This is a genomic window from Streptomyces sp. NPDC020747 (assembly GCF_044334695.1).
In the GTDB taxonomy this organism is placed as follows: Bacteria; Actinomycetota; Actinomycetes; order Streptomycetales; family Streptomycetaceae; genus Streptomyces.
This window is the reverse complement of sequence record NZ_JBIRTJ010000008.1, coordinates 68,866-94,739: the sequence shown is the minus strand read 5'-3', so window position 1 is coordinate 94,739 and position 25,874 is coordinate 68,866. Positions and strand designations below refer to the sequence as shown.

Below are 25,874 nucleotides of genomic sequence, written 5' to 3'. Positions count from 1 at the left end.
GGCGCCGACACATGACATTTCGCCCGGGCCGTCCCCACCTGCCTTTTGTAGGCAACGCACAGACCCTAGCCGGACCACCAGCCGCCCATGATGTGGCAATACCCACACGACCGAACGGTCTCCGTTGTCCGGTCCCTCCTTGGCCCGGCGCGGTCGGATAGGCCAGGATCGGACCTCATGGACCTGCTGAACACGCTGGTGGACAAGGGGCTTCGGCGAGAGCTGCCGACCCGCGAAGAGGCGCTGGCCGTACTGGCGACCTCCGACGACGAACTCCTCGATGTGGTGGCCGCGGCCGGCAAGGTGCGCCGGCAGTGGTTCGGCCGACGGGTGAAACTCAACTACCTGGTCAACCTGAAGTCGGGCCTGTGCCCGGAGGACTGCTCGTACTGCTCGCAGCGGCTCGGCTCCAAGGCCGGGATCCTGAAGTACACGTGGCTGAAACCCGACCAGGCCTCCGAGGCCGCGGCGGCCGGGCTCGCGGGCGGCGCCAAGCGGGTCTGCCTGGTGGCGAGCGGTCGCGGTCCCACCGACCGTGACGTGGACCGGGTCTCGGACACCATCAAGGCGATCAAGGACCAGAACGAGGGCGTCGAGGTGTGCGCCTGCCTCGGGCTGCTGTCCGACGGCCAGGCGGAGCGGCTGCGCGAGGCGGGCGCGGACGCCTACAACCACAACCTGAACACGTCCGAGGCGACGTACGGGGACATCACGACCACCCACACGTACGCCGACCGCGTCGACACGGTCCAGAAGGCGCACGCCGCGGGCCTGTCCGCCTGCTCGGGGCTGATCGCGGGCATGGGCGAGAGCGACGAGGACCTCGTCGACGTCGTCTACTCGCTGCGCGCACTGGACCCGGACTCGGTGCCGGTCAACTTCCTGATCCCGGTCGAGGGCACCCCGCTCGCCAAGGAGTGGAACCTCACGCCGCAGCGCTGTCTGCGGATCCTCGCGATGGTCCGGTTCGTCTGCCCGGACGTCGAGGTGCGGATCGCGGGCGGTCGCGAGGTCCATCTGCGCACGATGCAGCCCCTCGCCCTGAACCTGGCCAACTCGATCTTCCTCGGCGACTACCTGACCACCGAGGGCCAGGCCGGCAAGGCCGACCTGGAGATGATCGCGGACGCCGGGTTCGAGGTGGAGGGCACCGGCCAGGTGACTCTTCCGGAGCACCGGGTCACCGCGGGCGGCGGCTGCGGTTCCCATGCCGAGGCCGACTGCGGCTCGCACGCGGACGGCGGCTGCGGCTCCCACGAGGGCGGCGGCTGCGGTCCCTGCGGCTCGGCCGCCGAGGAGCAGGCCCCCGCGGCGGCGCGGGTTCCCGAGACGGCCCGGGCCTCCGAGGCGCGTACGGACCTGGTCGCGGTACGCCGCCGGGGTGCCGGAACGGACCTCGCGCCCAATGCCTGACCCGCACGTGTCCGGCCTCTCGGTGTCCGGCCTCTCCGTGCCCGAGCTGCTGGAGCTCGACCGGCGGCACGTCTGGCATCCGTACGGGCCGATGCCCGGGCGGCAGGAACCGCTCGTCGTGGAGTCGGCGAGCGGGGTTCGGTTGCGGCTGGCCGGCACGGGCACCGAGCTGATCGACGGCATGTCGTCCTGGTGGTCGGCGATCCACGGCTACAACCACCCCGCGCTCAACGAGGCGGCCCGCGACCAGCTCGGCCGGATGAGCCACGTGATGTTCGGCGGGCTCACGCACGAGCCCGCCGTACGGCTGGCGAAGCGCCTTGTCGACATGTCACCCGAGGGGCTTGAGCATGTCTTCCTGGCCGACTCCGGCTCGGTGTCGGTCGAGGTCGCGGTCAAGATGTGCCTCCAGCACTGGTGTTCCCTCGGCCGTCCCGACAAGCAGCGCCTGCTCACCTGGCGCGGCGGCTACCACGGCGACACCTGGCAGCCCATGTCGGTGTGCGACCCCGAGGGCGGGATGCACGAGCTGTGGCAGGGCGTGCTCCAGCGCCAGGTGTTCGCGGACCCGCCGCCGGTCGCGTACGAGGAGTCGTACGCGGACCAGCTGCGTGAGCTGATCGAGCGGCACGCGGACGAGCTGGCCGCGGTGATCGTGGAGCCGGTGGTGCAGGGCGCGGGCGGGATGCGGTTCCACTCCCCCGCGTATCTGCGGGTGCTGCGCGAGGCGTGCGACGCGCATGACGTGCTGCTCGTGTTCGACGAGATCGCGACGGGCTTCGGCCGTACGGGCACCCTGTTCGCGGCCGAGCACGCGGGGGTGACACCCGACGTGATGTGCGTGGGCAAGGCGCTGACCGGCGGCTATCTGACGATGGCGGCCACGCTCTGCACCGCGCGGGTCGCCGACGGGATCTCGCAAGGTGAGGTGCCGGTCCTCGCCCACGGGCCGACCTTCATGGGCAACCCGCTCGCCGCCGCCGTGGCCTGCGCCTCGATCGACCTGCTGCTCGGCCAGGACTGGCAGACCGAGGTCAAGCGCGTCGAGACGGGGCTGCGCGAGGGGCTGGCTCCGGCGGCGGAGCTGCCGGGGGTGCGGGACGTACGCGTGCTCGGTGCCATCGGGGTCGTGCAGCTCGACCACGAGATCGACATGGCGGCGGCGACCCGGGCGGCGGTCCGCGAGGGCGTATGGCTGCGCCCGTTCCGGGACCTCGTGTACACGATGCCGCCGTATGTCACCGGGGACGCGGATCTGGCGCGGATCACGGCCGCGGTGTGCGCGGCCGCCAGGGAGGGCTGACATGTCTTCGGTACTGGTGATCACGGGGACGGGCACGGAGGTCGGCAAGACGGTGACGACCGCGGCCGTCGCCGCGGCGGCTCTCGCGGCCGGGCGGTCCGTGGCCGTGCTCAAGCCCGCCCAGACCGGTGTGCTGCCGGGCGAGCGCGGGGACGCCGACGAGGTGGCCCGGCTCGCGGGCGCGGTGACGTCCGTCGAACTCGCCCGCTATCCCGAGCCGTTGGCTCCCGCCACGGCGGCCCGGCGGTCCGGCCTCGCGCCGGTGCGGCCGGCCGAAGTGGCGGAGGCGGCGGGCAAGTTGGCCGCCGAGCACGACCTCGTACTGGTCGAGGGTGCGGGCGGCCTGCTCGTACGGTTCGACGACGAGGGCGGCACACTCGCGGACGTGGCGCGGCTACTGGACGCGCCCGTCCTGGTGGTCGCCTCCGCCGGGCTCGGCACGCTGAACACGACGGAGCTGACGGCCCGTGAACTACGCGGCCGGCGGCTCGACCTGCTGGGTGTGGTGCTGGGCAGCTGGCCGAACGAGCCGGACCTCGCGTCACGTTGCAACCTCGCGGATCTGCCGGTGGTCGCCGAGGCGCCGCTGCTGGGCGCCCTTCCCGAGGGCTGCGGCGGACTCCCCGTCGCCGACTTCCGCGCGGCGGCGGGCAGTTGGCTCGCGCCACGGCTGAGGGGAACGTGGGACGCGGAGGCTTTCGCAGCTGGACACGCCCCGTAAGAGGCGCGGGGCTGTGTCATTCCGCGGCTCCGCCGCGTGGGCGCGACCAGCCACGGACGGCCCGCGGCCGCACAACGGCATGCCCGCGGCACGCTCACTCCTCCGACGCCAGCAACCTCACCAGTTCGATCCGCGACCGGATCCCGAGGCGGTTGAACACCCCGCGCAGGTGATGGTCGATCGTGCGCGGACTGAGCAACAGCCGGGACGCGATCTCCCGGTTGGTCGCACCGTCGGCGGCCATCCGGGCCACCGTCAGCTGCTGAGCGGTGAGCAGAGTGGCCAAGTCGCGGGCCCCGCCCGGAGGTTGGGCGGGCTCGCCCAAGGTACGGAGTTCGCCCCGGGCCTGCGCGGCGCAGTGCGGCGCACCGAAGTGCTCGAACGCTTCGAGCGCGCTGTGCAGCCGGTCCCGCGCCTCGGTGCGGTTGCGCAGCCGTCGTAGGGCGCCGCCGAACAGCAGCTCCGTACGGGCGCGTTCGAAGTCGCGGGTGCCGCCGGCGTGCAGGTCGAGGGCGGTCCGGTAGTGCTCGACGGCCTCCGGCCCGGTGGCCAGCAGGGCCCGGCAACGGGCGCTGAGGGCAAGGTCGTCGGGGCTGCGGACGGCGCTCGCCCAGCGGTCGTAGTCGGCGTGGGCGGCCCGCGCGACCCGGGTGTCGCCGGTGCGCACGGCGGCTTCCACGTAGTGCGGGGTGGCGAGGTGGCGTACGGCCCGGTGCCCGTGACCGGGGCCGAAGCCGGCGAGGGCGCGCAGCCGGGACGCGGACGCCGCGTAACGGCCGGTGCTGAGGTCGAGGAAGGCGAGCGCCCACAGGGCGAGGGCGGCGGCCAGGCCGAGACCACGTTCCAGTGCGTAGGTACGGGCCGCTTCGGCGCGGGCCCGGCAGACGTCCTCGTCGCCGGTGACGGCGGCGAACATGGCGAGGGCGGCCTGGAGATGACAGGCCCCGTTGTCCTGCCCGGTGGCGTACGCCTGGCGCAGGGCGTCCAGGGTGGCGGCGCCCGCGGCCCGTGGGCGGCCCGTCCAGAACTCGGCGTACGCCCGGAACTCCATGGCCTGCGGGACGGTCATGGACTCGCCCCTGGCCCGGGCGGAAGCGGCGGCGCGTACGGCCGCGGAGGCGGCGAGGGTGTGGTCGCCGAGGAGCAGGGCGGCGATGGCGGAGTGGATCAGCGAGGTGGGGTCGCCGCCGGGCCCGCAGCGCCCGGCGGCGGCTTTCAGGAGGTCGCGGGCGTCCTCGTACCGCCCTTCGAACGCTGCGGCCAGTCCCCCGAGCGTGCCCGGTGGCACGATCCCGTACCGGTCGGCGACGGCCGCGGCCTCCAGGCATCGGCGCAGGTCGCCGGTGTAGACGGCGGCTTCGGTGGCACGTGCCATCAGGTGCGCGGCCACGTCCGGAGCGGCGGGCACGACAGGGCGTACGCCTCGAATGCCGCCCACGCCCTCGATCAGCGCGCTGCCGACCGCGCGGTCGCCGTCGGCGCGGTCACGGTCGGCCCGGTCACTGTCGGTGCGATCGCCGTTGGCGCCTCGGTCCGGCTCGACGCCGAGCGCCCGCTCCCCCGGCCCCATGACGCGTACCGCCTCCGCGCCGCGTACCGCCTCCGAGAGCAGCGCGTCGAAGGACTCCGTGGCGTTCCCCGCGCGTAGAGCGAGCAGTCCGCTCAGCCCGTCGACGTCGCCGTGGGCGGCGAGGCGGCGGGCCCGGTCGGCGTCGCCGGAGCGCCAGGCGTCGGCGGCGGCCCGGGCCAGCAGGCGGGGGCGTTCCCGCGGGTCGGGGGTCAGTACGGCGGCCCGTTCGAGGAGGGCGCAGGCCAGCGCGTGTTCGCCCGCGGCCCGGGCCTCGTGCGCCGCTGCGCGCAGCTCACCCGCGAGCCGTCGGCTGGGCCCGAGTGCGGCGGCGGCGCGGTGCCAGGACCGGCGGGGTGCCTCGCCCTCGCCGCGCAGGACACGGGCGAGCAGCCGGTGGGTCTCGCGCCGGTCCAGGGCCGACGCGGTCTCGTAGGCGGCGATACGGGTCCAGGGGTCCCGGAACACGACTCCGGCGGAGGTCGGTTGGGCGAATCCGGCCGCCTCGGCGTCGTCGAGGGGCCCGGTGTCCAGCCGGGCCGCGTTCACCGCGCGCTGGAAGGCGTGCGTGGCGAGGGGATATTGGTCGGCGGCGGCGATCAGCAGGAGCCGCCGGGTGTCCGGCGGGAGGGTCCTGATCTCGCGCCGCTGGGACCGCAGGAGGCCGGGGGCGACGGCGACGGGCTCGGCGGGAAGCGGTTCCAGACCGGCCAGTTGGTGCTCGCTCAGGGCGGCGGCGAGTTCCACGGCCGCGTGCGGATCGCCGTGCACGGCACGCAGCACCCGGACCCGGACGCCTTCGGACATCGGGGTTCGCGGGTGCGTTCGCGGCGTGCCGCCCGGTTGTTCCGGGGCGTTCGTCAGGGGCGGTGGCGAATGCTGCGGGAGAGGCGGGGGGTTCACCGAGGTCACCACACCTCTCACGTTACTGGCGAGTTAAGTGGTGCGTAAAGACCGGCGATTTCACCGATGCGGCGCGCGTAGACCCGACCTGACACTCCTGACGAACCCACCCGCATCAGGAGGCACCATGACCCGCCGCACACGCACTGCCGGCACGGTCTTCGCAGCGGTCCTCGCGTCGCTGCTTCTGTCCCTGTCCCTGCCCGCGTCCCCGGCGAACGCCGCCGCCCGCAATCCCGTCGTCTTCGTGCACGGCCTGAGCAGTTCGTCGAGCAGCTGGGACGACTGGACCGCCGACTTCAAGGCCGACGGCTACACCAGTTCCGAGCTGTTCGCCTGGTCCTACGACTGGGGCAAGTCGAACGCCACGACCGCCCAGCAGCTGTCCACCAAGATCCAGAGCGTGCTCTCCCAGACCGGCGCGTCCAAGGTCGACCTGGTCGTGCACTCGATGGGCGCGCTCAACTCCCGCTACTACCTCAAGAACCTCGGCGGGACCTCGTACGTCGACGACTTCGTCTCCACGGCCGGGACCAACCACGGGACCACGACCGCCGGCTGGTGCAGCTGGATCTACACCTCCTGCGCGGAGATGTACACCGGCAGTTCGTTCCTGACCTCGCTCAACTCGGGCGACGAGACACCGGGCAGCGTCTCCTACGCCAGTTACTGGTCGAACTGCGACGCCGCCCTGACCCCCGACACCACCGCGATCCTCAGCGGTGCCACGAACGTCGAGGTCGGGTGCGTCTCGCACGACGAGATGAACAACGACCACGGCGTCTACGAGCAGGTGCGCGACTTCATCGCCTGACCCGCCCGTCGCGGCCCGTCACGGCCCGCCCTGTGGTCCCCGCACGGCCGGGGCCACGGGGCGGCACCGCGCCCACCGAATCAGGACGACCCGCGAACGGGTGAGCGAGCCCGTCCCGGGGGACAATCGCGGTAGGCCCCGACCTTCTATGGGAGGTCCCTCATGCGACCGCGCGGCTCCAGCACCACCAGGACGGGCCGGCCTGCCCCGGCCCCGGTTCACCATCCGCTGTTCGCCCGCTTCTACGCCAAGTGCAGCGTGGCGGCGGAGCCGGCCATCGGCGTCCACCGCGAGGAGCTGCTCGCCGGGCTCTCCGGCCGGGTCATCGAGATCGGCGCGGGCAACGGACTGAACTTCGCCCACTATCCGAGCACGGTCTCGGAGGTCGTCGCCATCGAACCGGAGCGCCGCCTGCGGACGTTGGCGGTGACCGCGGCCCTGCGCTCCGACGTGCCGGTCGACGTGGTCCCGGGCGTCGCGGAGGCGCTCCCGGTCAAGAGTGAGGCCTTCGACGCGGCGGTCGTGAGTCTGGTCCTGTGCAGCGTACGAGACCTGCCGCGGGCCCTCGCCGAGATCCGCCGCGTTCTGCGCCCGGGCGGTGAGCTGCGGTTCTTCGAGCACGGGAGGGGCGGCGGCCGTGCGATGAACGCCGGTCAGCGCGTCCTGGACCGGACGGTGTGGCCGCTGTTCTTCGGCGGCTGTCATGTGAGCCGTGACCCCGTGGCCGCGATCAGGGACGCGGGGTACGAACTGGGCCCGTACCGTCGGCTGCTGGTGCCCGAGAAGGGGCCGCGGACGCCGAGTTCGTACTGCGTGCTGGGGACCGCGCGCCGGCCCGCGGTCGAGAGCTCGCCCGGTTCCTGAGACCGGGACGACCGCCCGGCCTCAGGAGCCCGGCTCAGGAGTCCGAGGGTTCACAGACTCCACTGGCGCAGTTCGCGTGCGATGTCGTCCACCGTGGCCCCGCCCATCTTGACCAGGCGGGCCAGCTCACGGACCTGCTCGGGCGAGGTGACGACCTTCAGGCCGCTGGCGACGAGGTAGGCGTACGCGACGGCCATGGCGAACATCGCGTTGGAGCGTTCGAGTGCCGGGACGTGCAGCAGGAGCTGGAGCAGCGCGGCGGCACGGGTGTGCGGGGTGTCGTAGACGGGGACGCCGAATATCTCGGCCTCGTGGCGGCTGACGGCGGCCACCAAGGCTCCGAAGTCGGTGACCTGGGGGTCGCCCGGTGTCTTGTGCTCGGCGACCATGAGGAGCCAGGCGAGGTCGACTCTGATGTTCAGGGGTTCGTTCAAGGGCTCAGCGACGGCCTTCTCGCTCCGCGCCGAACTCCTCGACGAAGACGGACTCGTACTGCTTCATGAAGTCGGCGGCGGCCTCGACGAAGGTGTGGCCGGCTTCTCCGGTGTCCTGTCTGACCAGTTCCTCTATGTAGCGGTTGACGCTCATTCCGCGGGCCAGGGCGCGTTCGCGCGCGGCGCGGGCGGTTCCCTCGTCCACGCGCACGTTCAGCTGGGTCTTAGCCATACCTCGAAGCTAGCGCCGATGTGCTAGCAGAGGCAAGAGGGCCCGAATCACCCCTCCCCTAAGGGTGCCCCTTACATGAATCCCAGGGGCACCGACCTGCGGCGGAGAACGACCGGCACCTCGGGGGGATACCGAGTGTGCCGCGCATCACACTAGGCTCGCCCGCGGACACCGGAGTCCCACCTAGGAGGCGGCCTTGTCCACAGCAGCTGCGGAGCACGCCCTCGGGCGCACGGACGCCGAGGGGATCGCGGCCCGCGCCCGCGGCCTCACCAAGGCGTACGGATCGGGCGAGACGACCGTGCTCGCCCTCGACTCGGTCGACGTGGACATCGCGCGCGGCCGCTTCACCGCGGTCATGGGCCCCTCGGGCTCCGGGAAGTCCACACTGATGCACCTCCTGGCGGGTCTTGACACCGTTTCGGCCGGACAGGTGTGGCTGGGAGACACAGAAATCACCGGGTTGAAGGACCGGGAGCTGACCCAGCTGCGCCGCGACCGGATCGGCTTCATGTTCCAGTCGTTCAACCTGATCCCCACCCTGAACGCGGCCGAGAACATCACGCTGCCCATGGACATCGCGGGCAAGAAGGCCGACGAGAAGTGGCTGAACCAGGTCATCGACCAGCTCGGCCTGCGCGACCGGCTCAAGCACCGGCCGGCGCAGCTCTCCGGCGGGCAGCAGCAGCGCGTCGCCTGTGCCCGCGCCCTCGCCTCGCGCCCCGAGCTGATCTTCGCGGACGAGCCGACGGGCAACCTCGACTCGCGGGCCGGACTCGAGGTGCTCGGCTTCCTGCGGGACGCGGTCGACGAGCTGGGCCAGACCGTCGTCATGGTCACGCACGATCCGGGCGCCGCCGCCCACGCCGACCTGGTCCTCTTCCTCGGGGACGGACGGATCGTGGACGAGATGGCGCGGCCCACGGCGGACGCGGTGCTGGAACGCATGAAGAGGTTCGACACCATTCGCGGGGCGGTCGAGGGCGACGGCGCCGCCGGCCAGGGCATCGCTCCCGACCAGGGCATCGCCCCCGACAAGGACTGAGGCAGGCTGTCGTGCTGAAGGCGACACTCCGGAGTTTCCTCGCGCACAAGGGCCGGCTGATGCTCTCGGCGCTGGCCGTCGTCCTGTCCGTGGCGTTCGTCGCGGGCAGCCTGATCTTCTCGGACACGGTCACGCGCACCTTCGACCGGCTGTTCGCGTCCACGTCGGCCGACGTGACCGTGACCCCGAAGGAGGATCTCGACTCGCAGATCCCCTCCGGGGCCACCGCGACCGTGCCCACGAGCCTGGTGGCCCGCATCGACAAGGTCGACGGGGTCGCCCGGGCGCGTCCGGACGTGGGCGTCGAGAACATCACCGTCGTCGACAGCGAGAACGAGTCGGTGGGCCCGACCACCGGCGCGCCCACCATCGCGGGCGACTGGTACGTCACCGAGCGCAGCCCCGTGAAGCTGACTTCGGGGCACGCCCCTCGCGGGCCCGACGAGGCACTCCTCGACGCGGACACGGCCGACAAGAAGCACGTCGGCATCGGTGACACGCTGACCGTCATCGCGCAGCCCGGGTCGTTCAAGGTGAAGATCGTCGGTATCGCGACCTTCACCACCACCAACCCGGGTGCCGCGCTGGTCTTCCTCGACCCGGCGGTCGCGCAGACCAAGCTGCTGGGCCGGACGGGTGTCGCGACCAGCATCTCGGTGGACGCGGCGGAAGGGGTGAGCGACACACAGCTCAAGCAGCGCATCGCCGCCGCGATCGGCTCGGGCACCTACGAGTTGGAGACCGCCGACGAGCAGGCCGAGACCGCCGCCGCCCAACTGGGCGGATTCCTCGACGTGATCAAGTACGTGATGCTCGGTTTCGCCGGTATCGCGGTACTGGTCGGGGTCTTCCTGATCGTCAACACCTTCTCCATGCTGATCGCCCAACGCACCCGTGAACTCGGCCTGTTGCGCGCGCTCGGCGCCGACCGGCGGCAGGTGCGCCGGTCCGTGCTCCTGGAGGCGACGCTGCTGGGCCTGGTCGGCTCGACGCTCGGCCTGGCCGCGGGCATCGGGCTCGCGATCGGGCTGATCGAGCTCATGAGTTTGTTCGGTATGAACCTGAAGACCGCCGAGATGGTCATCGGCTGGCCGACACCCGTCTCGGCGTACGTCGTCGGGGTGGGCGTCACCTTCGTCGCGGCGTATCTGCCGGCCCGCCGGGCGGCCGGCGTGTCGCCGATGGCCGCGCTGGCGGACGCCGAGATCGCCGGTGTGGGACGGCCGTTGCGGGTACGGGCCGTGGTGGGGCTGATCGTCGGCGCGCTGGGCGCCGCCGCGCTCGTGGGGTGTGTGACGGCCACGGAGACCGGCTCCGCCGCCTCCCTGCTGGGCCTCGGGGTCGTCCTCACCCTCATCGCGACGGTCATCGCCGGGCCCTTGCTCGTCCGGCCGGTGATCCGCGTCCTCGGCGGTTTCTTCCCCGCCGTGTTCGGCTCGATCGGCCGGATGAGCCAGCGCAACGCGCTGCGCAACCCGCGCCGCACCGGCGCCACCGCGGCCGCCCTGATGGTGGGCCTCGCGCTGGTCGGCGGCATGTCCGTGGCGAGCGCCTCGATGTCCAAGTCCTTCGACGACCAGATCGACAAGACGCTGGGCGCCGACTTCGTGGTGCAGAACGCCAACTTCCTGCCGTTCCCGCAGGAGATCACCGAGAAGGTGCAGGACACGGCGGGCGCGGGACTCGTCGTACGGCAGCGGTTCGCGCCGGTCGCCGTCCGGCTGCCGGACGGCAAGCGCGTCGAGACGACCGCCGCGGGCTACGAGTCGCAGCTCGACGAGGTCGCCCGCATCACGTACGCGGAGGGTGACACGGCCGCCGCGCTCGCGGACGGCAGCATCGCCATGGACGCGGGTTTCGCCAAGGACCACGACGTACGCCTCGGCAGCACGATCCCCGTCGAGTTCCCCGCCGGGCAGAAGGCCGAACTGAAGGTGGCGGCGCTGACCGACCAGGACGCCGCCGAGGGCTTCGGCACGCAGGGCGGGCTGTTCCTCGGCCTCGGCACGATCGAGAAGTACGTGCCCGGCGGGCAGGACTCCGCGCTGTACGTGAACGCGGCCTCGGGCACCTCCGCCGACACCCTGCGCGCGAACCTCGACAAGACGCTGGACCCGTATCCGCAGGTGCAGGTGCGTGACCTGGCCGACTACAAGAAGCTGATCCACGATCAGATCGCCGTGCTGCTCTACCTGGTGTACGCGCTGCTCGGCCTCGCGATCGTCATCGCGGTGCTCGGAGTGGTCAACACCCTTGCCCTGTCGGTCGTGGAGCGCACCCGGGAGATCGGGCTGCTGCGCGCGATCGGGCTCGCCCGGCGGCAGTTGCGGCGGATGATCCGGCTGGAGTCGGTGGTGATCGCCGTGTTCGGCGCGGTCCTCGGGCTCGCGCTCGGGCTCGTGTGGGGCGTGTGCGTGCAGCAGGTCCTCGCCCTGCAGGGGATGAAGGCGCTCGCGATCCCGTGGACGACCCTCGTCGCGGTCGTGGTGGGCTCGGCCGTCGTGGGCATCGTGGCGGCGCTGCTGCCGGCGTTGCGGGCGTCCCGCATGAACGTGCTGGCGGCCATCGCGCACGAGTGATTGACTCGCGGAGCCTGCTCCACGCGCATGGCGCGATGTACTCGGCGTACTCAAGTCCCTTACCGGTGAGGAGAGTTCATGGTCCGCTCGTTCCGTTTCGGCGTCAATCTGATGAGCCTTGCACCCGCCGACGAATGGCGCGCGAAGTGCCGTCGGGCCGAGGAACTCGGCTACGACGTGATCCTGGCCCCGGACCACCTCGGCATGCCCGCGCCCTTCCCGGCGCTGGTCGCCGCCGCCGAGGCGACCGAGCGGCCGCGCCTGGGCACGTTCGTGCTCAACGCCGGCTTCTGGAACCCGGCGTTGCTGGCCCGCGAGGTGGCCACGACGGACGCGCTGACGGGCGGCCGCCTGGAACTCGGGCTCGGCACCGGCTACGTACAGGCGGAGCACGAGACGGCGGGCCTCCCCTGGGGTTCACCTGGTGAGCGTGTGGACCATCTCCGGCGTACGGTCGAGGAGTTGGGACGGATCCTCGACTCGGAGGGCCAGCAGCCGCGGCCCGTGCAAGAACGTGTGCCGCTGCTGATCGGCGGCAACGGCGACCGGATGCTGCGGCTGACCGCCGAGCACGCGGACATCGCGGCGTTCACCGCGGCGCGTACCCGGGACGGCGGTGCGCTGGAGCCGCTCGCGGCGGAGGAACTCGGCGAACGGGTCGCCCTGTACCGGAAGTTGGCGGCCGGGCGCGCGGAGCCGGCCGAGCTGAACCTGCTGATCCAGATCGTCACCGTCACCGACGATCCCGGTGCCGCGATCCAGCCGTGGCTGTCCCACATCCCCCACCTGACCGAACAGCAGGTCCTGGAGATGCCGATCGTCCTCGTGGGGACGCTGGACGACATCGTCGAGCGGGTGCGGGCCCAGCGGGACCGGTTCGGGTTCTCGTATCTGACCGTTCTGGAGCCGAACATGGAGGCGTTCGCCCCCGTGGTCGCACGGCTGCGCGAGGCCTAGGCCGACAGAACTCGACGGGACCCGACAGGACCTGACAGTTCAGGACTGCTCGATCGCCGGAAACTGTCAGTGGGTGCCTCTACTCTTTCGCGGACAGTCACAGCGGGGTGGGCCGATTCGGGCCGCCGGTCGCGCTGTGCCGGGTTCCGAACGGCGAAAGAGGCAGAGAAGACCTATGGGTTGGCTGGCAGTTGGCGACACCTACGAGATCGCTCTGGTGGAAGGCCGGGTAGTGGCCCGGTCCGCGTCCGAGGCGTCCGGGGAAGGGCAGTTGAGAACGCTGCCGGGAGAGTTACGGGACCACCCCGAAGTGATCGAGCTGCAGCGGTTCGCCGAGTGGCTGGACCGGCACGCGGCGGAGTGCGCGGCGCGGGTCGACAACTGGATGGTGTCCTCGCTGCCGGTGCCGACCGGCCTGCTGGCCCGGGTCTGGCCCGACGAGGCGTGGCAGTCGGCACTGCGTGACCTGGTCGTGGTCGGCGAGAGCCCGGACGAGGTCGGTTTTCTGCGGGACGCCGACGACTCGGGTGAGCTTCGGGTGGTGAACCTGGACGGCGAGACCGTCCGCCTCTCCCCCCGCACGGTGACCATGCCCCACCCGGTCCTGCTCCCGGAGCTCGACGAACTCCGGGTGTTCGCCGCCGAGTTGGGCGTGGTCCAGGGTGTCGAACAGATCCACCGCGCGACCTGGCACAAGCCGGGTGACATCGGCGGTGACGCGGAGACGGTCACCGAGTTCTCCGGCGCCGAGTACAGCTCCTGGTTCCATCTCTCCGCCCGCGCCGATTCGCTCGGCTACAAGGTCGCCGACGGCCGCGTGACCGGCCGGATCCGGGACGCCGGGCGGGTCTTCACCGCGTCGGTCGACATCGGCAACCCGTACTACGACGAAGAGGGCCGGACCGGCGATCTGAGCTGGCGCAACGGATGGGACCGACTCCGGCTGTCCGAGGTCGGCCCCGTGGCGTGGTCCGAGGGCATGCGCATGGCCGCCGCCCTGCACGCCGGCCGCACCGTGGCCGCGGACCACGCCGCGTGACCGACACGGCGGCACGGACGGCGGCACACCTCGGGGCCACGGTCGTGGCCGGGGCACCGCACATGACAGAGACCAACGGGCGCACACGGACGAGCGGGGCCCCGGGGACCGGCCGCACGGCCACGAAAGGCACGGAATCATGAGCGACACGGTGGCCAAGGACGCACCGGCCAACGGCTCGGCGGCCCGGGGCGGGGCAACGGCGGAGGCGGAGGAGCTCCTGCGAGCCGGCGCGGTACTGCCCCCGGGAACGACCGGGAGCGGTGACCGGGCCGTGCCCATGTTCACGCAGGCCTACCGGCATCCGGGGCTGGACGACCGGATCGTCGTACGGCTGGTCGCCGCCGAACAGGGAGAGGGCTTGGGCACCGGCTTTCTCGGCCTCCGACCCGAGGGCGAGCCGACGGAGGTCGGCCTCGGCCAGCCGCGGGCACTGGGCTTCCCGGAATGGGTGCTGGTTCATCACCCCTCGGACGGCCACCTGGCCATGTCCCTGGTCGAGGAGATGAACAAGGTGGCGCGGACGGCGAAATCCAGGCCGAAGAAGGCGCGGGCCACCTACGAGTCGATCGGCGAACGGCTCGCGGGCTCCGTACCGCACTTCCTGCCGACCTTCTACGAGCAGGCGGGCCGGGTGTTCCTGGCCGCCGACGAGACGGCGTACGCGTCCCAGATGTTCGTCAACGCGCGCAAGGCCGAGACGGCGCACGCGCTGCCGTTCGACGAGGAGCGCATGGACGCGGTGTTCCTGGAGTTCGCCCTCGCCGAGGCCGTGCCGACGAAGATGCTCTCCAGCTACGCCAAGGGGCTGTCGTCCCGGGTCCCGGCCGCGACGGCGTTCCGGCACGTTCGCGGACTCTTCGTGCGCCTGGCCGCGAACGGGCTGCCTCCGTCGGGGCCGGGCGCGGCTGAGCTGCGCAGACTCGCGAAGGCTGTCGCGGGCAGGAACGCGCTCGCGGAGGAGATCGCCTATCTGCGCGAGATGCTGACGCTGCCCGGCACCGTCAAGGCTCCGGTCGGCTGGTGGAAGACACACCGGCCGGCGCTGCTGGAGCTGACCCGGCGGGAACCCGCCTTCCGCGGCACCCTGCTGGAGCTGCTGCCCTCGAAGTGGGAGCGGGAGGAACTGCCCCAGTGGCTGGACCTGTTGGAGAAGTCCGGTGCCACGGCGGGGCTCTGCGAGGCGACCCTGCCCGCGGAGGTGCGTCCCGCCGACGGTACGGCCGGCTGGACCCGCAGATTCCTGGAGCTGTGCCGGGCCGGCCATCGCCTCACTCCGGCAGGGCTGTATCCGCTCGTCGACCGCATGGCGGACACGCTGCGTACCGAACTGGAGTCCTCCGGTGGCCAGTTGCCGCCCCCTCTCGGCGATGTGAACCTCCTCGACCAACTGCTGTCCCTAGGCGTTCCGGTGGCGGAACCCGAGGAGCGTCACGGCCTCGACCTGGTGTCGTGGGCCGCCTGTGACCAGCGGCGCGATCTGGTCGCCCTGGCAGCCGACCACCGCTTCCACTCGGCGTTCCACCACGGCTGCCCCACGTACAAGAGGTCGGGCCACGCGGAGACGGTCGTCACCCTGGCCGGGTCTCCCGGTGGACGACCGCTGCTCGCCGAATGGGTCGGCGAGGTCTGCCGGGAGTACGTCACGGCGGAACTGCCCGCGTTCAGCAGCTACTCCGGCGGCGTTTTCGAGACGCTGAGCTGGCTGCCGGGAGAGGCACTGGCGGTTGCCGAGAAGGCGGTTCGAGAAGCGCTGAGCACCGGCATCGCCCCGGCGCTAGCCCGCGCCCTGCGGTCCGGGCTCCTCGACGAACTGGGCTGGCCCGCCTGGGAAGAAGCGCTCGAAGCACACGAATCGGGGAATCTGCAGCGGGATGTCCTCGTCACCGACGCCTGGCCGCACCTCATCGTGCTGGCCGGCATGCAACTCCGGGTGATCGGTGCGGAGGGTACGGCGCTCGCGCACGAGCTGTGCGTCCCCGAACAGGCGACGCGCTACCGCAGGGATGTCGACTTCCACTACGTGGACGGCGAGTTGTTCGTCTGGTGGCGTCCGGTCGACGTACACGGCAGGCAGGGCTACTGGCACCACACCCACTCCCAGTGGGTGACGGTCGAGGGGTCCGGCTACTCCCGCACCAGCAGTGTGGACGGGCGCGACGGCCTGGGCGGGAACATGACCCCCGTCTCGCTCCCGCTTCCCGGTGGCGGCCGGACCACCGGTCACGGAGTGCTGCGCCGCGGGGACACGGTCGTTCCAGAGGCGCGGCAGGTGATCAGCGACGGCACGTCGTACTGGGTGTGGTCCATGGTGGGCACCGACTACAACCACAAGACGTGGCACGCGTACGACCCGGTCGGCGACACGCTCGGCGAACCCGGACAACCGGACTGGTTCGGCGAGGGCCTGCGCGCCGCCCCGCGGGGAAGCACCTTCGAGGCGGGCTGGCTGCTGCCCGCCCCCTCCGTCCCGCCGGGTCCGATGTGCTCCCCGGTGGACGGGGTGCTCGGCTGGCGGGTGGTGACACTGCCCGACGGCTCGCGGCGGGGCGAGGACCTGGCCGGGCGCTCGGTCGTCGTGCCGCCCGGCAGGGATCGCAGCCGCAGCCCGCGATGGGTGCTGGAGTTCCCCGGCGCCGACCGGCCGCTGGCCGTGATCCAGGAGTACGACGGGATCAGGCTGGTCGACGGGAACGGCTCGGTGACGGCCAAGATCCCGCAGGACCACACCGCCGGAACCTTCACCGCGGGAACTCCGCTCCTGCCGCCCCTGCGCTACTGGCACCTGCTCCAGCCACGCGACCCACAGGGCTCCGCGGCGCTCCGCCGGGTCGACGAGGACACGGCGGCGGCGCTGCTGGCGGGCGCCGTCACCCAGCGGCCTGGGGACGCCGAGGGCCAGAACGGTCCGGGGAGGGAACGGGCCGACGCTGACGGCCGGGACGGGCTGCCCGGACTGATCCGCACGCTGCTGCCGGAGGTCGGCCACGAGGCGCTGCTCGCAGGCATCGCCGGAGTGGTGCGGTTCGCCGCCGAGCAGCAACGTGTCCTCGACGCGGCGCGCACCCGGCTCGACACGGCGGTCACGGGCGGCGTCCGGGAGGAGCGCCGACCCGAGCTCGGCGACGGCGTACTCACCGCGGCACTGCAGGGCCTCGGCCTGAACGGCCGCCGGTACCTGGTGGGGGGCACGACGTACTACTACCACCAACCGTCCGGCACGATCGTCCGGCTGCTGCGCCTCCTCGGGGAGGCACGGCGCGGTCTCAACGAACCGGCCCCGGCGGGCAGTCCGCACCCCGCCCTGCCCGAGCAGGGGGCCCTGAGCGACATGGAATGGCTGGCCCTGCCCGTGCTGCCGTCCCTGTTGGCTCTGCGGTGCGGCTCGACGGCCACCACCGAGGATCACGGAAAGGTGCTGGACACCTTCCTCGCCGAACTGGACGCCCAGGAACTCTCGGTGCTGGACCCCGACCACTGGCGGCTTGTCCGGCTGCGTCTGGACCGGGGTCTGTTCCGGGGGCCCGGTTCCCTGCGAAGCAATGTGGCGACGGTGCTGCAGTTGGACGGCGGCGCGTTCCTCGTGTTTGTCAACGAATGGAGCCGAAGCGACGCCGAGGGCGAGCTGTTCAGGGCGGTCTTCCACGATCCGGCCGGCCGGTTCGAGGCACCCGCTCCGTACACGCTGCTGTCCGACGAGCCCTTCGCCCTGGAGCCGGCACGTGCGCCCGGCTGGTTCACGGCCTTCCGGTCAGAGCTCGCCGCACGCGGTCCGGCGCCCTGGTACCCGGCCGCCGCCGAGGAGTTCGCCCGGCTCACCGGTATCTCACCGACCATGGCCCGGCTGACGATCGCGGGAGTACCTCTGACCGACGACGCGAAGAAGCCCGTACCCGCCGAGACGCTGAAGACCATCGGGGTGAAGTCGGCCGACGTCGCCGTGGCCAGAGAGGCCGTGGGGTGCCGGGACGCCGGCGTCTGGCAGGCGGTCACGGCGGCGCTGCTGCCCGCCGAGCCGTCCGCGCTGTGGACGGACGGCCCGGACGTGGTCGCGGCGGCGGAGGTCTGGAACCGGCGGGTGGGCCGGCGTGCGCCCCTCTCCGAGGAGGTGCTGCACGACGCGGTCCGCACCGTGGAGACCACGCGGTGGTGGAAACCGTCCGACGCGCTGCGCGGGTTCCTCGACGGAGCGTCCGAACCGCGGTTGAACCACGACCTGACCTGGACGACCAGAGGCCACTACCTGGGCACCGTCGAGAACACGCCCGGCTTCGGCACAGGCACCCTGAACGGTTCGCTGGCCCTGGCCGCATGGCTCGCCCACCGACTCCCGTCCGGCGACCCGCTCCGCGCCCTCCTCCCGGGCGTGCTGAGCGCGGTACGCGCCCGGCTGGCCCACCCGGGTCTGCTGATCGACCTCGGCAGACGGGTCGATCTGGAAGCCTTCCGCCGGGGTGCCGGGAAGCCCGCGGAGACCGGTGACGGCTTCGTGCGCCACGGCGCGGTCGTGCTGAGCACCACGGTCCCCGACCCCGTCGCCGCCGTCCGCCCGGCGCTGCTGGACGCCGCCGGGAACGACCCCCACCTGGCGGCGGTGGTCCCGGGTGAACGGCCGACCGCCGAGGACATCGCCCTGCGGCTGGTCCACGAACGGCGGTTCGCGGAGCTGCTCGCCGATCCCGGGGAGCCAGTGGCGGGCCGGCGCGACGCGGACGGTCTGTGGTGGCCGCAGGATCCCACCCGGTCCGTGCCCGACCTCGTCGGTGAGGTGGCAAAGCGGTACGGCATCGGCGAGGACGCCGCCGTCATCTACCTGATGCTCCTCGCCATGCCTGATCCCACCGACCACCACACCGCCCGCTGGACCGGCTGGACGACACAGCGGGGCGGAACGGCCCGCCTCCGTGCCGCCCGCGCCGAACTCGCCGCCACCGACCTCGTACTCGAAGGCAGCCGCACCCGGGCGGGACGCTCACTGTTCCTGCCCGGCGGCTGGATCCCGCTCGCGAAGCCGTACGTTCCGCTGGAGCGGTGGAAGGTGCCGATGTACGACCTGCTCCACGGCGAGGAGGCCGTCCTCGGCGTCGTCGTACCCACCAGGCCCGTCACCGATCTCTACCGGCTGGCCTGGCGGCGGATTCTGGACGGGGACGAACCCCGGCTGGAGGAACTGGAGGTACCACGGCCGCGACCGCAGAAGGGTCGCCGCTGATCCCTGGGGCAGAGGCGGGATGGGCCGGGGGCGCCGGGGGACGGGGCAGGGCGGTCGTGGCACTGCTCACGACCGCCTCGCCTCCGTCGGCCGGGTACGACTCTGGGGCTGGGTCTGCGGCCGGGAGCGGCTCCGGTCGGGTCTCCGGTCGGGTCTCCGGTCGGGTCTCCGGTCGGGTCTCCGGTCGGGCACGGCTCCGGTCGGGGGCTGCTCCCCCGGGTCTCCGGTCGGGCACGGCTCCGGCCGGGAGCGGCTCCCTCGGGCCTCCGAGCAGGTACGGCTCCGGTCGCTTCGCCCGTCGGACCGTGCACCCGTACGCCGTTCGTCTGCCCGGCCGCTCACGACGACGGTCCGAGTCGTCCTCACCGTCCCGCACCGCGTCCTTCTGTTCCCTCTCGTCCCTCTCGCTCGCCCGTCGGGTGGACGGGCGCCCTCATGGAGCACACCGATGACCCGTTCCGGCACGACCGCCCAACTCCCTCCGGTCGCACCGGAGGTGTTCGCCTCCGCGGTGGAGAGTCTCACCACCCGGCTCCGCGGCAGACTGGACGCGGCCGTCGAGGGCCTGGCGGCCGTACCCGTCACCGTCGAGGGCGGGACGTTCGGCGTCCGCTGCGGCGAGGATGCCCTGGTGACCCTGGCGCCGGACCCGTCCGGCACGGTCACCGACACCGAACAGACCCGTTGCACCTGCCTGTTGGCACCGCGCTGTCTGCATCGGGCGGCGGTACTGGGCGCCTGCCCGGTCGCCGTCACGGAAACCGCGCGGCCCGTGGACATCGCCCCGTCCGTGCTCTCCGGGCTCGGCACAGGCGCTGAACCCACCGACGCTGTTCCGCCGACCGAGCCGGACCGTTCCGCGGAACGGAACCGTTCCGCCGGGCCGGACCGAGTCGCCCGAGCGGCCCGTGTCGTGGAACCGGACCGGTCCACCGACGGGATCCGCCCCACCGAGCAGGTTCGCCCCGCCGAGGGGGCCGGCCCCACCGGACGGATCCACCCCGCCGAGCCGAACCGGCTCGCGGACCCCCGCCCCGAGCCCGCCCACACCCCGGCCGACGCCCCCGCAGGTCCCTCGGCCACCCAGATCGGTGCCGCCGCCGCTCTCTGGTCGGCGGCGGCAGCCGTGCTCTCGGCCGGAACGGCCGGTACGGGAGCGGTACTTCAGGCAGAGCTGCTCCGCGCGGCCCACACGGCGCGTCTGACGGGCCTCCACCGCGTGGAGGCCGCGGCCGTCAGTGTGGTGCGCTGTCTGCGCACGGCGCGCGACCCGTACAGCCCGGGCAGACTCGCCGAGTTGGTGACCGCCCTGCGTGAACTCCTCCTCGTGGCACACCTGTTGAAGGCCGGCGACCCCGAGCCCGCCCTGATCGGCGCCGTCCGACGCAACCACCGCCCCGACGGGTCACTGCGGCTCTACGGCGTCTGCCGCGAACCGGTGATCGGCGCCGACGACCTCGGCGGAGTGGTCACGCACCTCCTCGACGACGACGGCCGCTGGTACACGCTCCGCGACGTCCAGCCCGGCGGCCCGGCACGGGCCCGACGGGCCGGTACCGCCCTGGTCGCCATCCGGAGCTTCCTGAGCGACCACTCCCGGGTGTCGCGCGGCGGCCTGATCATCTCGGGAGCGACCGTCTCCCCGGAGGGGCGCCTGCTGGCGGAAAGAGGTGTCCGTGCCACCTTCGCCGCCGGACGGCCCTGGACCGAGGCCGCGCCGGCGACGGTGTTCGCCCGCCCGCTCGCCGAGTCCGCCGCCGTGCGGTTCCCGGCGTCGCTCGTGGGTGACCCCGGAGGTGCCGGCGACCACGAAGGGGCTGGTGAACCCGGAGGGACCGGGTACGCCCGTCCCTTGATCGGCTGCGATGTGGAGATCGCCGAGACAGACGGCGAGGATCTCCTGGTCCGTGAACTGCCTTGTGGAGGAAGCGCGTTCGCGGACGGCCGGCCCGCTCCCGTTCCCGTCCCCGCTCCACCGGTCCGGCTGGCCCCCGCCCACAGTCACCCCGCTCTCGCCCACACGGCCAATTTCCGGCAGCTGGGCGCACGTCCCGGGCTGCGTATCCGGGTCCTCGGCCGCCTCGACCCCGACCGGGTCACGACCCTCCGCGCGCTCGCCGTCGGCCCCGTACCCGGCACGGAGGCCACCCTGCGGCTCCCGGACGACTGGCAGGGCCGCGCCGACCTCGGCTACGACCTCCTGCAAAGCGGCCACTTCCCAACGGACATCCCCTCGCCGACCCCGGCCACCCCCGCCTCCTCCAGCGCCGACTCCTCCGGCGCCGACTCCTCCGGCGACTCTCCGCTCTGGCGCGTCGGGCGTCTGGTCGAACTGGCCGTCACGGGAGGACGCCGGATCGCCGCCGAGTCCACGCGCGGCAACGATCCCGACGGCCATGCGGCCGTGCTGCGCCGCGGTGGGTTCGTCACCGGCGCGGACCTCGTCACCGCGCTCGGCGCGGTGGCCGGGCGCCGCTCCCTCGACGTCTTCGGCCGCCACAGTGGAGCCGACCCGGACGAGTACGCGACCCAGTGGCTCGCCACGGCCGTCTATCTGTCCGCCGCCGAATCGGACCTGAAGCACGGGGCATGGCCCGGGCCCGAGCACACCGGCACCGCCGCCACCGCCACCACCGCCACCACCGCCACCACCGCCACCAGCACCAGCACCAGCACCAGCACCAGCACCGACGATTCATGATCCGTGGACTTGATCACTCCGTCCGGAATCCGTTCGCCAGACCGGTCGGCGCTCTGCTTGGCTCGCCCCATGAGTGATCTCCACATCCGCTGCGCCACCCTCGCCGACATCGACACCGTGTTGCGTTTCTGGCGTGAGGCCGCGGAAGGAACCAGCATCAGTGACGACCACGCCGGAGTGGCCGCCCTCGTCACACGAGACCCGGAAGCCCTGCTCCTCGCGGAGCGCGACGGCGCCCTGGCGGGAACCGTCATAGCCGGCTTCGACGGATGGCGATGCTCCGCCTACCGACTGGCCGTACACCCGGACCACCGCCGGCAGGGCATCGCGAGCGCTCTACTGGAAGCGGCCGAGCAGCGCTTCGCGGCCCTGGGCGGGCGCCGCGTCGACGCCATGGTCCTGGAGGCCAACGAACAGGCACAGCACACCTGGGCCGCGACTGGCTACCATCGCGAGGACCACTGGCGACGCTGGGTCAAGCCACTGGCCGACTGACCGAAGCGCGGGCGTGCCTGATCCTCTGTCCGCAGGGGACCCGGTCGTTCCCCCGGCAAAGCCGTCTCCCGAAGTCGTATCCCCAGGAAGGTGTGAGCCTCCCCCATGGGCGAGCCTCCCGGTATCCGACGGCAAGGCGCCCCGCCGTGCCGTCGTGCCGCCGTCGCGCGATTCCCCCACCCGTGGCCGATCATGGGACGGTGGTGACCCGATGACCGAAGTGCTCCTCCTCGCCGTGGCGGTGCTGCTCTCGCTCGCCTGCGGTGCCTTCGTCGCGGCGGAGTTCTCACTGACCACGGTCGAGCGCAGCGAACTGGAACGGGCCGTCGAGCGCGGCGAGGTCGGCGCGGCGGGCGCCCTCAAGGCCGTACGGAACCTCACCTTCCAGCTCTCCGGTGCCCAGCTCGGCATCACGGTCACGAACCTGGTCGTCGGCATGCTGGCCGAGCCGTCCGTGGCCAAGCTCATCGCGGGTCCGCTGGAGGCCGCCGGTGTCCCGGAGTCCGCGTCCTCGTCCGTCGCCCTGATCATCGGTACGGCCCTGTCGACGGTCTTCCTGATGGTGGTCGGCGAGCTGGTGCCCAAGAACTGGGCGATCTCCTCACCGCTCGCCGTGGCCAAGCGGGTGGCGACACCGCAACGCTGGTTCAGCTCACTGTTCCGGCCGTTCATCAGCCACCTCAACAACACGGCCAACCGTGTCGTACGCCGCTTCGGTGTCGAGCCCGCCGAGGAGCTGGCCTCCGCGCGCGGCCCGCAGGAACTGGTCGCCCTCGCCCGGCACTCCGCGAAGCAGGGTGCCCTGGAGCCGGACACCGCCGAGCTGTTCGTGCGGACGCTGAACCTCGCGGACCTCACCGCCGAGAACGTGATGACGCCCCGCGTCCAGGTCATCGCCCTCGACGTCCAGGCGACCTGCGAGGACGTGGCGAACGCGACCCGGGCGACCGGACTGTCCCGTTTCCCCGTCTACCGCGGCAACCTCGACTCGGTCGTCGGTGTCGCTCACATCAAGGACTGCGTCGCCGTGCCCGCCGACCACCGGGCTCGTACGCGCGTGTCGACGCTGATGCGTGAACCCCTGCTCGTACCGGAGTCGCTCACCGTCGACCGGCTCCTGGACCGGCTGTCCGGAAGGCGCACGATGGCCGTCGTCATCGACGAGTACGGCGGCACGGCCGGGGTCGCGACCCTGGAGGACATCGTCGAGGAGGTCGTCGGTGAGGTGCGGGACGAGCACGATCCCCACGAGACACCCGATCTGGCCCCGGCCGGCACGGACGACGAGGACCGCACGCTGTACTCCGCCGACGGCTCCGTACGCATCGACCGGCTGGCCCGGGTCGGTCTGCGCGCGCCGGACGGGCCGTACGAGACGCTCGCGGGCCTGATCGCGGCCGAGCTGGGGCGCATTCCCGCCGAGGGGGACACGGTCGAGGTCGCCGGTTGGCGGCTGGACGTGGGGGACGCGTCGGGGCGGCGGGCCGCGCGGGTGCTGATGCACGCGCCTCGTGCCGTGGACGTCCCGTCCGAACGGCCCGGGAAATCCGAACGACCTGGGAAGTCCGAACGGCCCGGGAAATCTCGTGAAGGGGGCGAGCGATGACCGCCGTACAACTGCTCATCGGTCTGGCGACCCTCGTCGTGAACGCCTTCTTCGTGGGGGCCGAGTTCGCGCTGATCTCCGTGCGCCGCAGTCAGATCGAGCAGTCCATGGAGGGCGGTCCGGAGGGCGACCGGCGGGCGCGCAGCGTGCTGTGGGGGCTTGAGCACGTGTCCGCGCTGATGGCGGCGGCGCAGCTCGGCATCACGCTGTGCACGCTGGTCCTGGGTGTGGTCGCGGAGCCGGCGATCGCGCATCTGCTGGAGCCGCTGTTCCACGCGGTGGGTCTTTCGAAGGGCACCGGGCACGTGATCTCGTTCGTGATCGCGCTCTCCCTGGCCACGTATCTGCACATGCTCCTCGGTGAGATGGTGCCGAAGAACATCGCGCTCGCCGAGCCGGTGCGGACGGCGTTGCTGCTCGGTCCGCCGCTGGTCGGGCTGTCGCGGGCGCTGCGGCCGGTGATCTTCACGATCAACGCGTTCGCGAACGGGCTGCTGAAGCTGTTGCGGGTCGAGGTGCGGGACGAGGTGTCCGCGACGTTCTCGGACACGGAACTGGCCCGGCTGGTCAAGGACTCCAGCGAGGCCGGGCTGATCGACGACCGCGCGCAGGAGAGGCTGCACGACGCCCTGGAACTGGGGCGTCGTCCGGTGCGGGACGTGGTGCTCCCGCTGGGGAGCGTCGTCTACGCGCGCGTGGGCGTCACCGCCGAGCAGTTGGAGGCGCTGTCCGCCGAGTCCGGCTTCTCCCGCTTCCCCGTCGTGGACGAGGGGCGTCGCATCGTCGGCTACCTCCACGTCAAGGACGCGCTCGACGCGATGCCGCGCGACCTGCCGTTCCGGGTCCAGGACATGCGGTCCATCGCGCGCGTCCGGGAGAGCACGCCACTGGACGACGTACTGACGGCGATGCGACGCAGCCGTACGCACCTGGCCGCGGTACTGGGTACGGACGGGCGGCTGGCGGGGCTGGTGACGATGGAGGACGTGCTGAGGGAGTTGTTCGGGCAGCCGGTGTGATGGATGGGAGCGGGCGGCGTGACAGGGCGTGCGCCGGGCGGCAGACCGGTGGGTATGTGCACGGGTTATCATCTCTTCCGCCATGCAGACGAATGCCACCTACACCAGTTTTGTCGCGATCGGCGACTCCTTCACCGAGGGCATGTCGGACCGCCTCCCGGATGGCTCGTACCGGGGCTGGGCCGACCTCCTCGCGGCCCGGATGGCCGCTCGGACTCCCGAGTTCCGGTACGCCAACCTCGCGGTACGCGGCAAGCTCATCGGACAGATCGTCGCCGAGCAGGTGGACGTCGCCGCGGCGATGCGGCCCGACGTGATCACCCTGGTGGGCGGGCTCAACGACACGCTGCGCCCCAAGTGCGACATGGGGCTGGTCCGCGGACTCCTTGAGGAGGCCGTCGAGCGCCTCGCCCCCGCCTGCGAGCAGCTGGTCCTGATGCGCAGCCCCGGCCGCCAGGGCCCGGTACTGGCACGGTTCCGCCCGCGCATGGAGGAACTCTTCGCCTGCGTCGACGACCTCGCGTCCCGGCACGGCGCGCTCGTGGTCGACCTGTACGGAGCACCGTCGCTGGGCGACCCCCGGATGTGGGACGTCGACCGGCTCCACCTGACGGGCGAGGGACACCGCCGGGTTGCCGAGGCGGTGTGGCAGACACTCGGCCACGACGCGGAGGACGCCGACTGGCGCACACCCATGCCGCCGTCCGCCCCGCCCGGCTGGGGCGCCCGCCGCACCGCCGACGCCCGCTTCGCCCGCCAGTACCTACTGCCGTGGATCGGCCGCCGCCTCACCGGCCGCTCGTCGGGCGACGGACGCCCGGCCAAGCGCCCGGACCTGCTGCCGTACGAGACGCCGGGGGCGTAGGCCCTGCCGGCAAGGGCCCCGGACGCAGGGTGCGGGAGACGTCGCGCCCTTCGCGGCGTCCGGCGGGCCGCCGGCCGGTGGCGTGTGCGGCCCGTGCGGCGCATG

18 protein-coding genes are annotated in these 25,874 nt (G+C 72.3%); 15 read left to right on the top strand and 3 right to left on the bottom strand.

The window, feature by feature from the left end:
- Positions 1-177 precede the first annotated feature (177 nt).
- From bioB to bioD, 3 genes are read left to right on the top strand one after another with little or no spacing between them, the layout of a single operon-like run.
- Positions 178-1,413: a biotin synthase BioB gene (gene bioB / locus ACH4YP_RS21845; RefSeq protein WP_398491906.1), complete on the top strand. Its 1,236-nt coding sequence runs from the start codon at positions 178-180 to the stop codon at positions 1,411-1,413.
- A gap of 22 nt (positions 1,414-1,435) precedes the next feature.
- Complete coding sequence (locus tag ACH4YP_RS21840; RefSeq protein ID WP_398492208.1) at positions 1,436-2,716, top strand: adenosylmethionine--8-amino-7-oxononanoate transaminase; 1,281 nt, start codon at positions 1,436-1,438, stop codon at positions 2,714-2,716.
- Position 2,717: 1 nt separating this feature from the next.
- A complete protein-coding gene (gene bioD, locus ACH4YP_RS21835) occupies positions 2,718-3,437 on the top strand; it encodes a dethiobiotin synthase (RefSeq protein WP_398491904.1) in 720 nt (239 codons plus the stop codon).
- Positions 3,438-3,531: 94 nt separating this feature from the next.
- Here bioD and ACH4YP_RS21830 read toward each other — a convergent pair whose 3' ends face one another.
- Positions 3,532-5,811 carry a LuxR C-terminal-related transcriptional regulator gene (locus tag ACH4YP_RS21830; RefSeq protein ID WP_398491902.1) on the bottom strand — a complete coding sequence of 760 codons (2,280 nt, stop codon included), beginning with the start codon at positions 5,809-5,811 and terminating at the stop codon, positions 3,532-3,534.
- Between the two features lie 223 nt (positions 5,812-6,034).
- Between ACH4YP_RS21830 and ACH4YP_RS21825 the strand changes: the two genes are divergently transcribed.
- Positions 6,035-6,721, top strand: coding sequence for a lipase (locus ACH4YP_RS21825; RefSeq protein WP_361054790.1), 687 nt, complete (start codon positions 6,035-6,037; stop codon positions 6,719-6,721).
- 162 nt (positions 6,722-6,883) lie between these two features.
- The gene (locus tag ACH4YP_RS21820) at positions 6,884-7,585 is read left to right on the top strand and encodes a class I SAM-dependent methyltransferase (protein WP_361054787.1); all 702 of its coding nucleotides are present in this window, start codon (positions 6,884-6,886) and stop codon (positions 7,583-7,585) included.
- Between the two features lie 50 nt (positions 7,586-7,635).
- Here ACH4YP_RS21820 and ACH4YP_RS21815 read toward each other — a convergent pair whose 3' ends face one another.
- Both ACH4YP_RS21815 and ACH4YP_RS21810 read right to left on the bottom strand, forming a co-directional pair.
- Positions 7,636-7,974: a fic family toxin-antitoxin system, toxin component gene (locus tag ACH4YP_RS21815; protein WP_361054825.1), complete on the bottom strand. Its 339-nt coding sequence runs from the start codon at positions 7,972-7,974 to the stop codon at positions 7,636-7,638.
- A 49-nt stretch (positions 7,975-8,023) separates the two neighbouring features.
- Positions 8,024-8,251, bottom strand: coding sequence for a hypothetical protein (locus ACH4YP_RS21810; protein WP_055615889.1), 228 nt, complete (start codon positions 8,249-8,251; stop codon positions 8,024-8,026).
- A 196-nt stretch (positions 8,252-8,447) separates the two neighbouring features.
- Here ACH4YP_RS21810 and ACH4YP_RS21805 point away from each other — a divergent pair, with 196 nt between their 5' ends.
- From ACH4YP_RS21805 to ACH4YP_RS21760, 10 genes are all read left to right on the top strand, one after another.
- Positions 8,448-9,296 carry an ABC transporter ATP-binding protein gene (locus ACH4YP_RS21805; RefSeq protein WP_398491900.1) on the top strand — a complete coding sequence of 283 codons (849 nt, stop codon included), beginning with the start codon at positions 8,448-8,450 and terminating at the stop codon, positions 9,294-9,296.
- 11 nt (positions 9,297-9,307) lie between these two features.
- A complete protein-coding gene (locus ACH4YP_RS21800; protein WP_398491898.1) occupies positions 9,308-11,875 on the top strand; it encodes an ABC transporter permease in 2,568 nt (855 codons plus the stop codon).
- Positions 11,876-11,953: 78 nt separating this feature from the next.
- Positions 11,954-12,832, top strand: a complete 879-nt coding sequence (locus ACH4YP_RS21795; RefSeq protein ID WP_398491896.1) for an LLM class F420-dependent oxidoreductase — start codon at positions 11,954-11,956, stop codon at positions 12,830-12,832.
- A 175-nt stretch (positions 12,833-13,007) separates the two neighbouring features.
- Entirely contained in the window at positions 13,008-13,871 is an 864-nt protein-coding gene (locus ACH4YP_RS21790; RefSeq protein ID WP_398491894.1) for a DUF4132 domain-containing protein, read from the top strand.
- Between the two features lie 139 nt (positions 13,872-14,010).
- Positions 14,011-19,083 (top strand): DNA-binding protein, encoded by a 5,073-nt coding sequence (locus tag ACH4YP_RS21785; protein ID WP_398491892.1) that lies wholly within the window; start codon positions 14,011-14,013, stop codon positions 19,081-19,083.
- Between the two features lie 448 nt (positions 19,084-19,531).
- A complete protein-coding gene (locus tag ACH4YP_RS21780) occupies positions 19,532-21,784 on the top strand; it encodes a hypothetical protein (RefSeq protein ID WP_398491890.1) in 2,253 nt (750 codons plus the stop codon).
- 69 nt (positions 21,785-21,853) lie between these two features.
- Complete coding sequence (locus ACH4YP_RS21775) at positions 21,854-22,279, top strand: GNAT family N-acetyltransferase (RefSeq protein ID WP_361054765.1); 426 nt, start codon at positions 21,854-21,856, stop codon at positions 22,277-22,279.
- A 211-nt stretch (positions 22,280-22,490) separates the two neighbouring features.
- Positions 22,491-23,885: a hemolysin family protein gene (locus tag ACH4YP_RS21770; protein WP_361054762.1), complete on the top strand. Its 1,395-nt coding sequence runs from the start codon at positions 22,491-22,493 to the stop codon at positions 23,883-23,885.
- The gene (locus ACH4YP_RS21765) at positions 23,882-24,904 is read left to right on the top strand and encodes a hemolysin family protein (protein WP_361054760.1); all 1,023 of its coding nucleotides are present in this window, start codon (positions 23,882-23,884) and stop codon (positions 24,902-24,904) included. The genes ACH4YP_RS21770 and ACH4YP_RS21765 overlap by 4 nt, the downstream gene beginning before the upstream one ends.
- A gap of 82 nt (positions 24,905-24,986) precedes the next feature.
- Positions 24,987-25,769, top strand: coding sequence for an SGNH/GDSL hydrolase family protein (locus ACH4YP_RS21760; protein WP_361054757.1), 783 nt, complete (start codon positions 24,987-24,989; stop codon positions 25,767-25,769).
- Positions 25,770-25,874 lie beyond the last annotated feature (105 nt).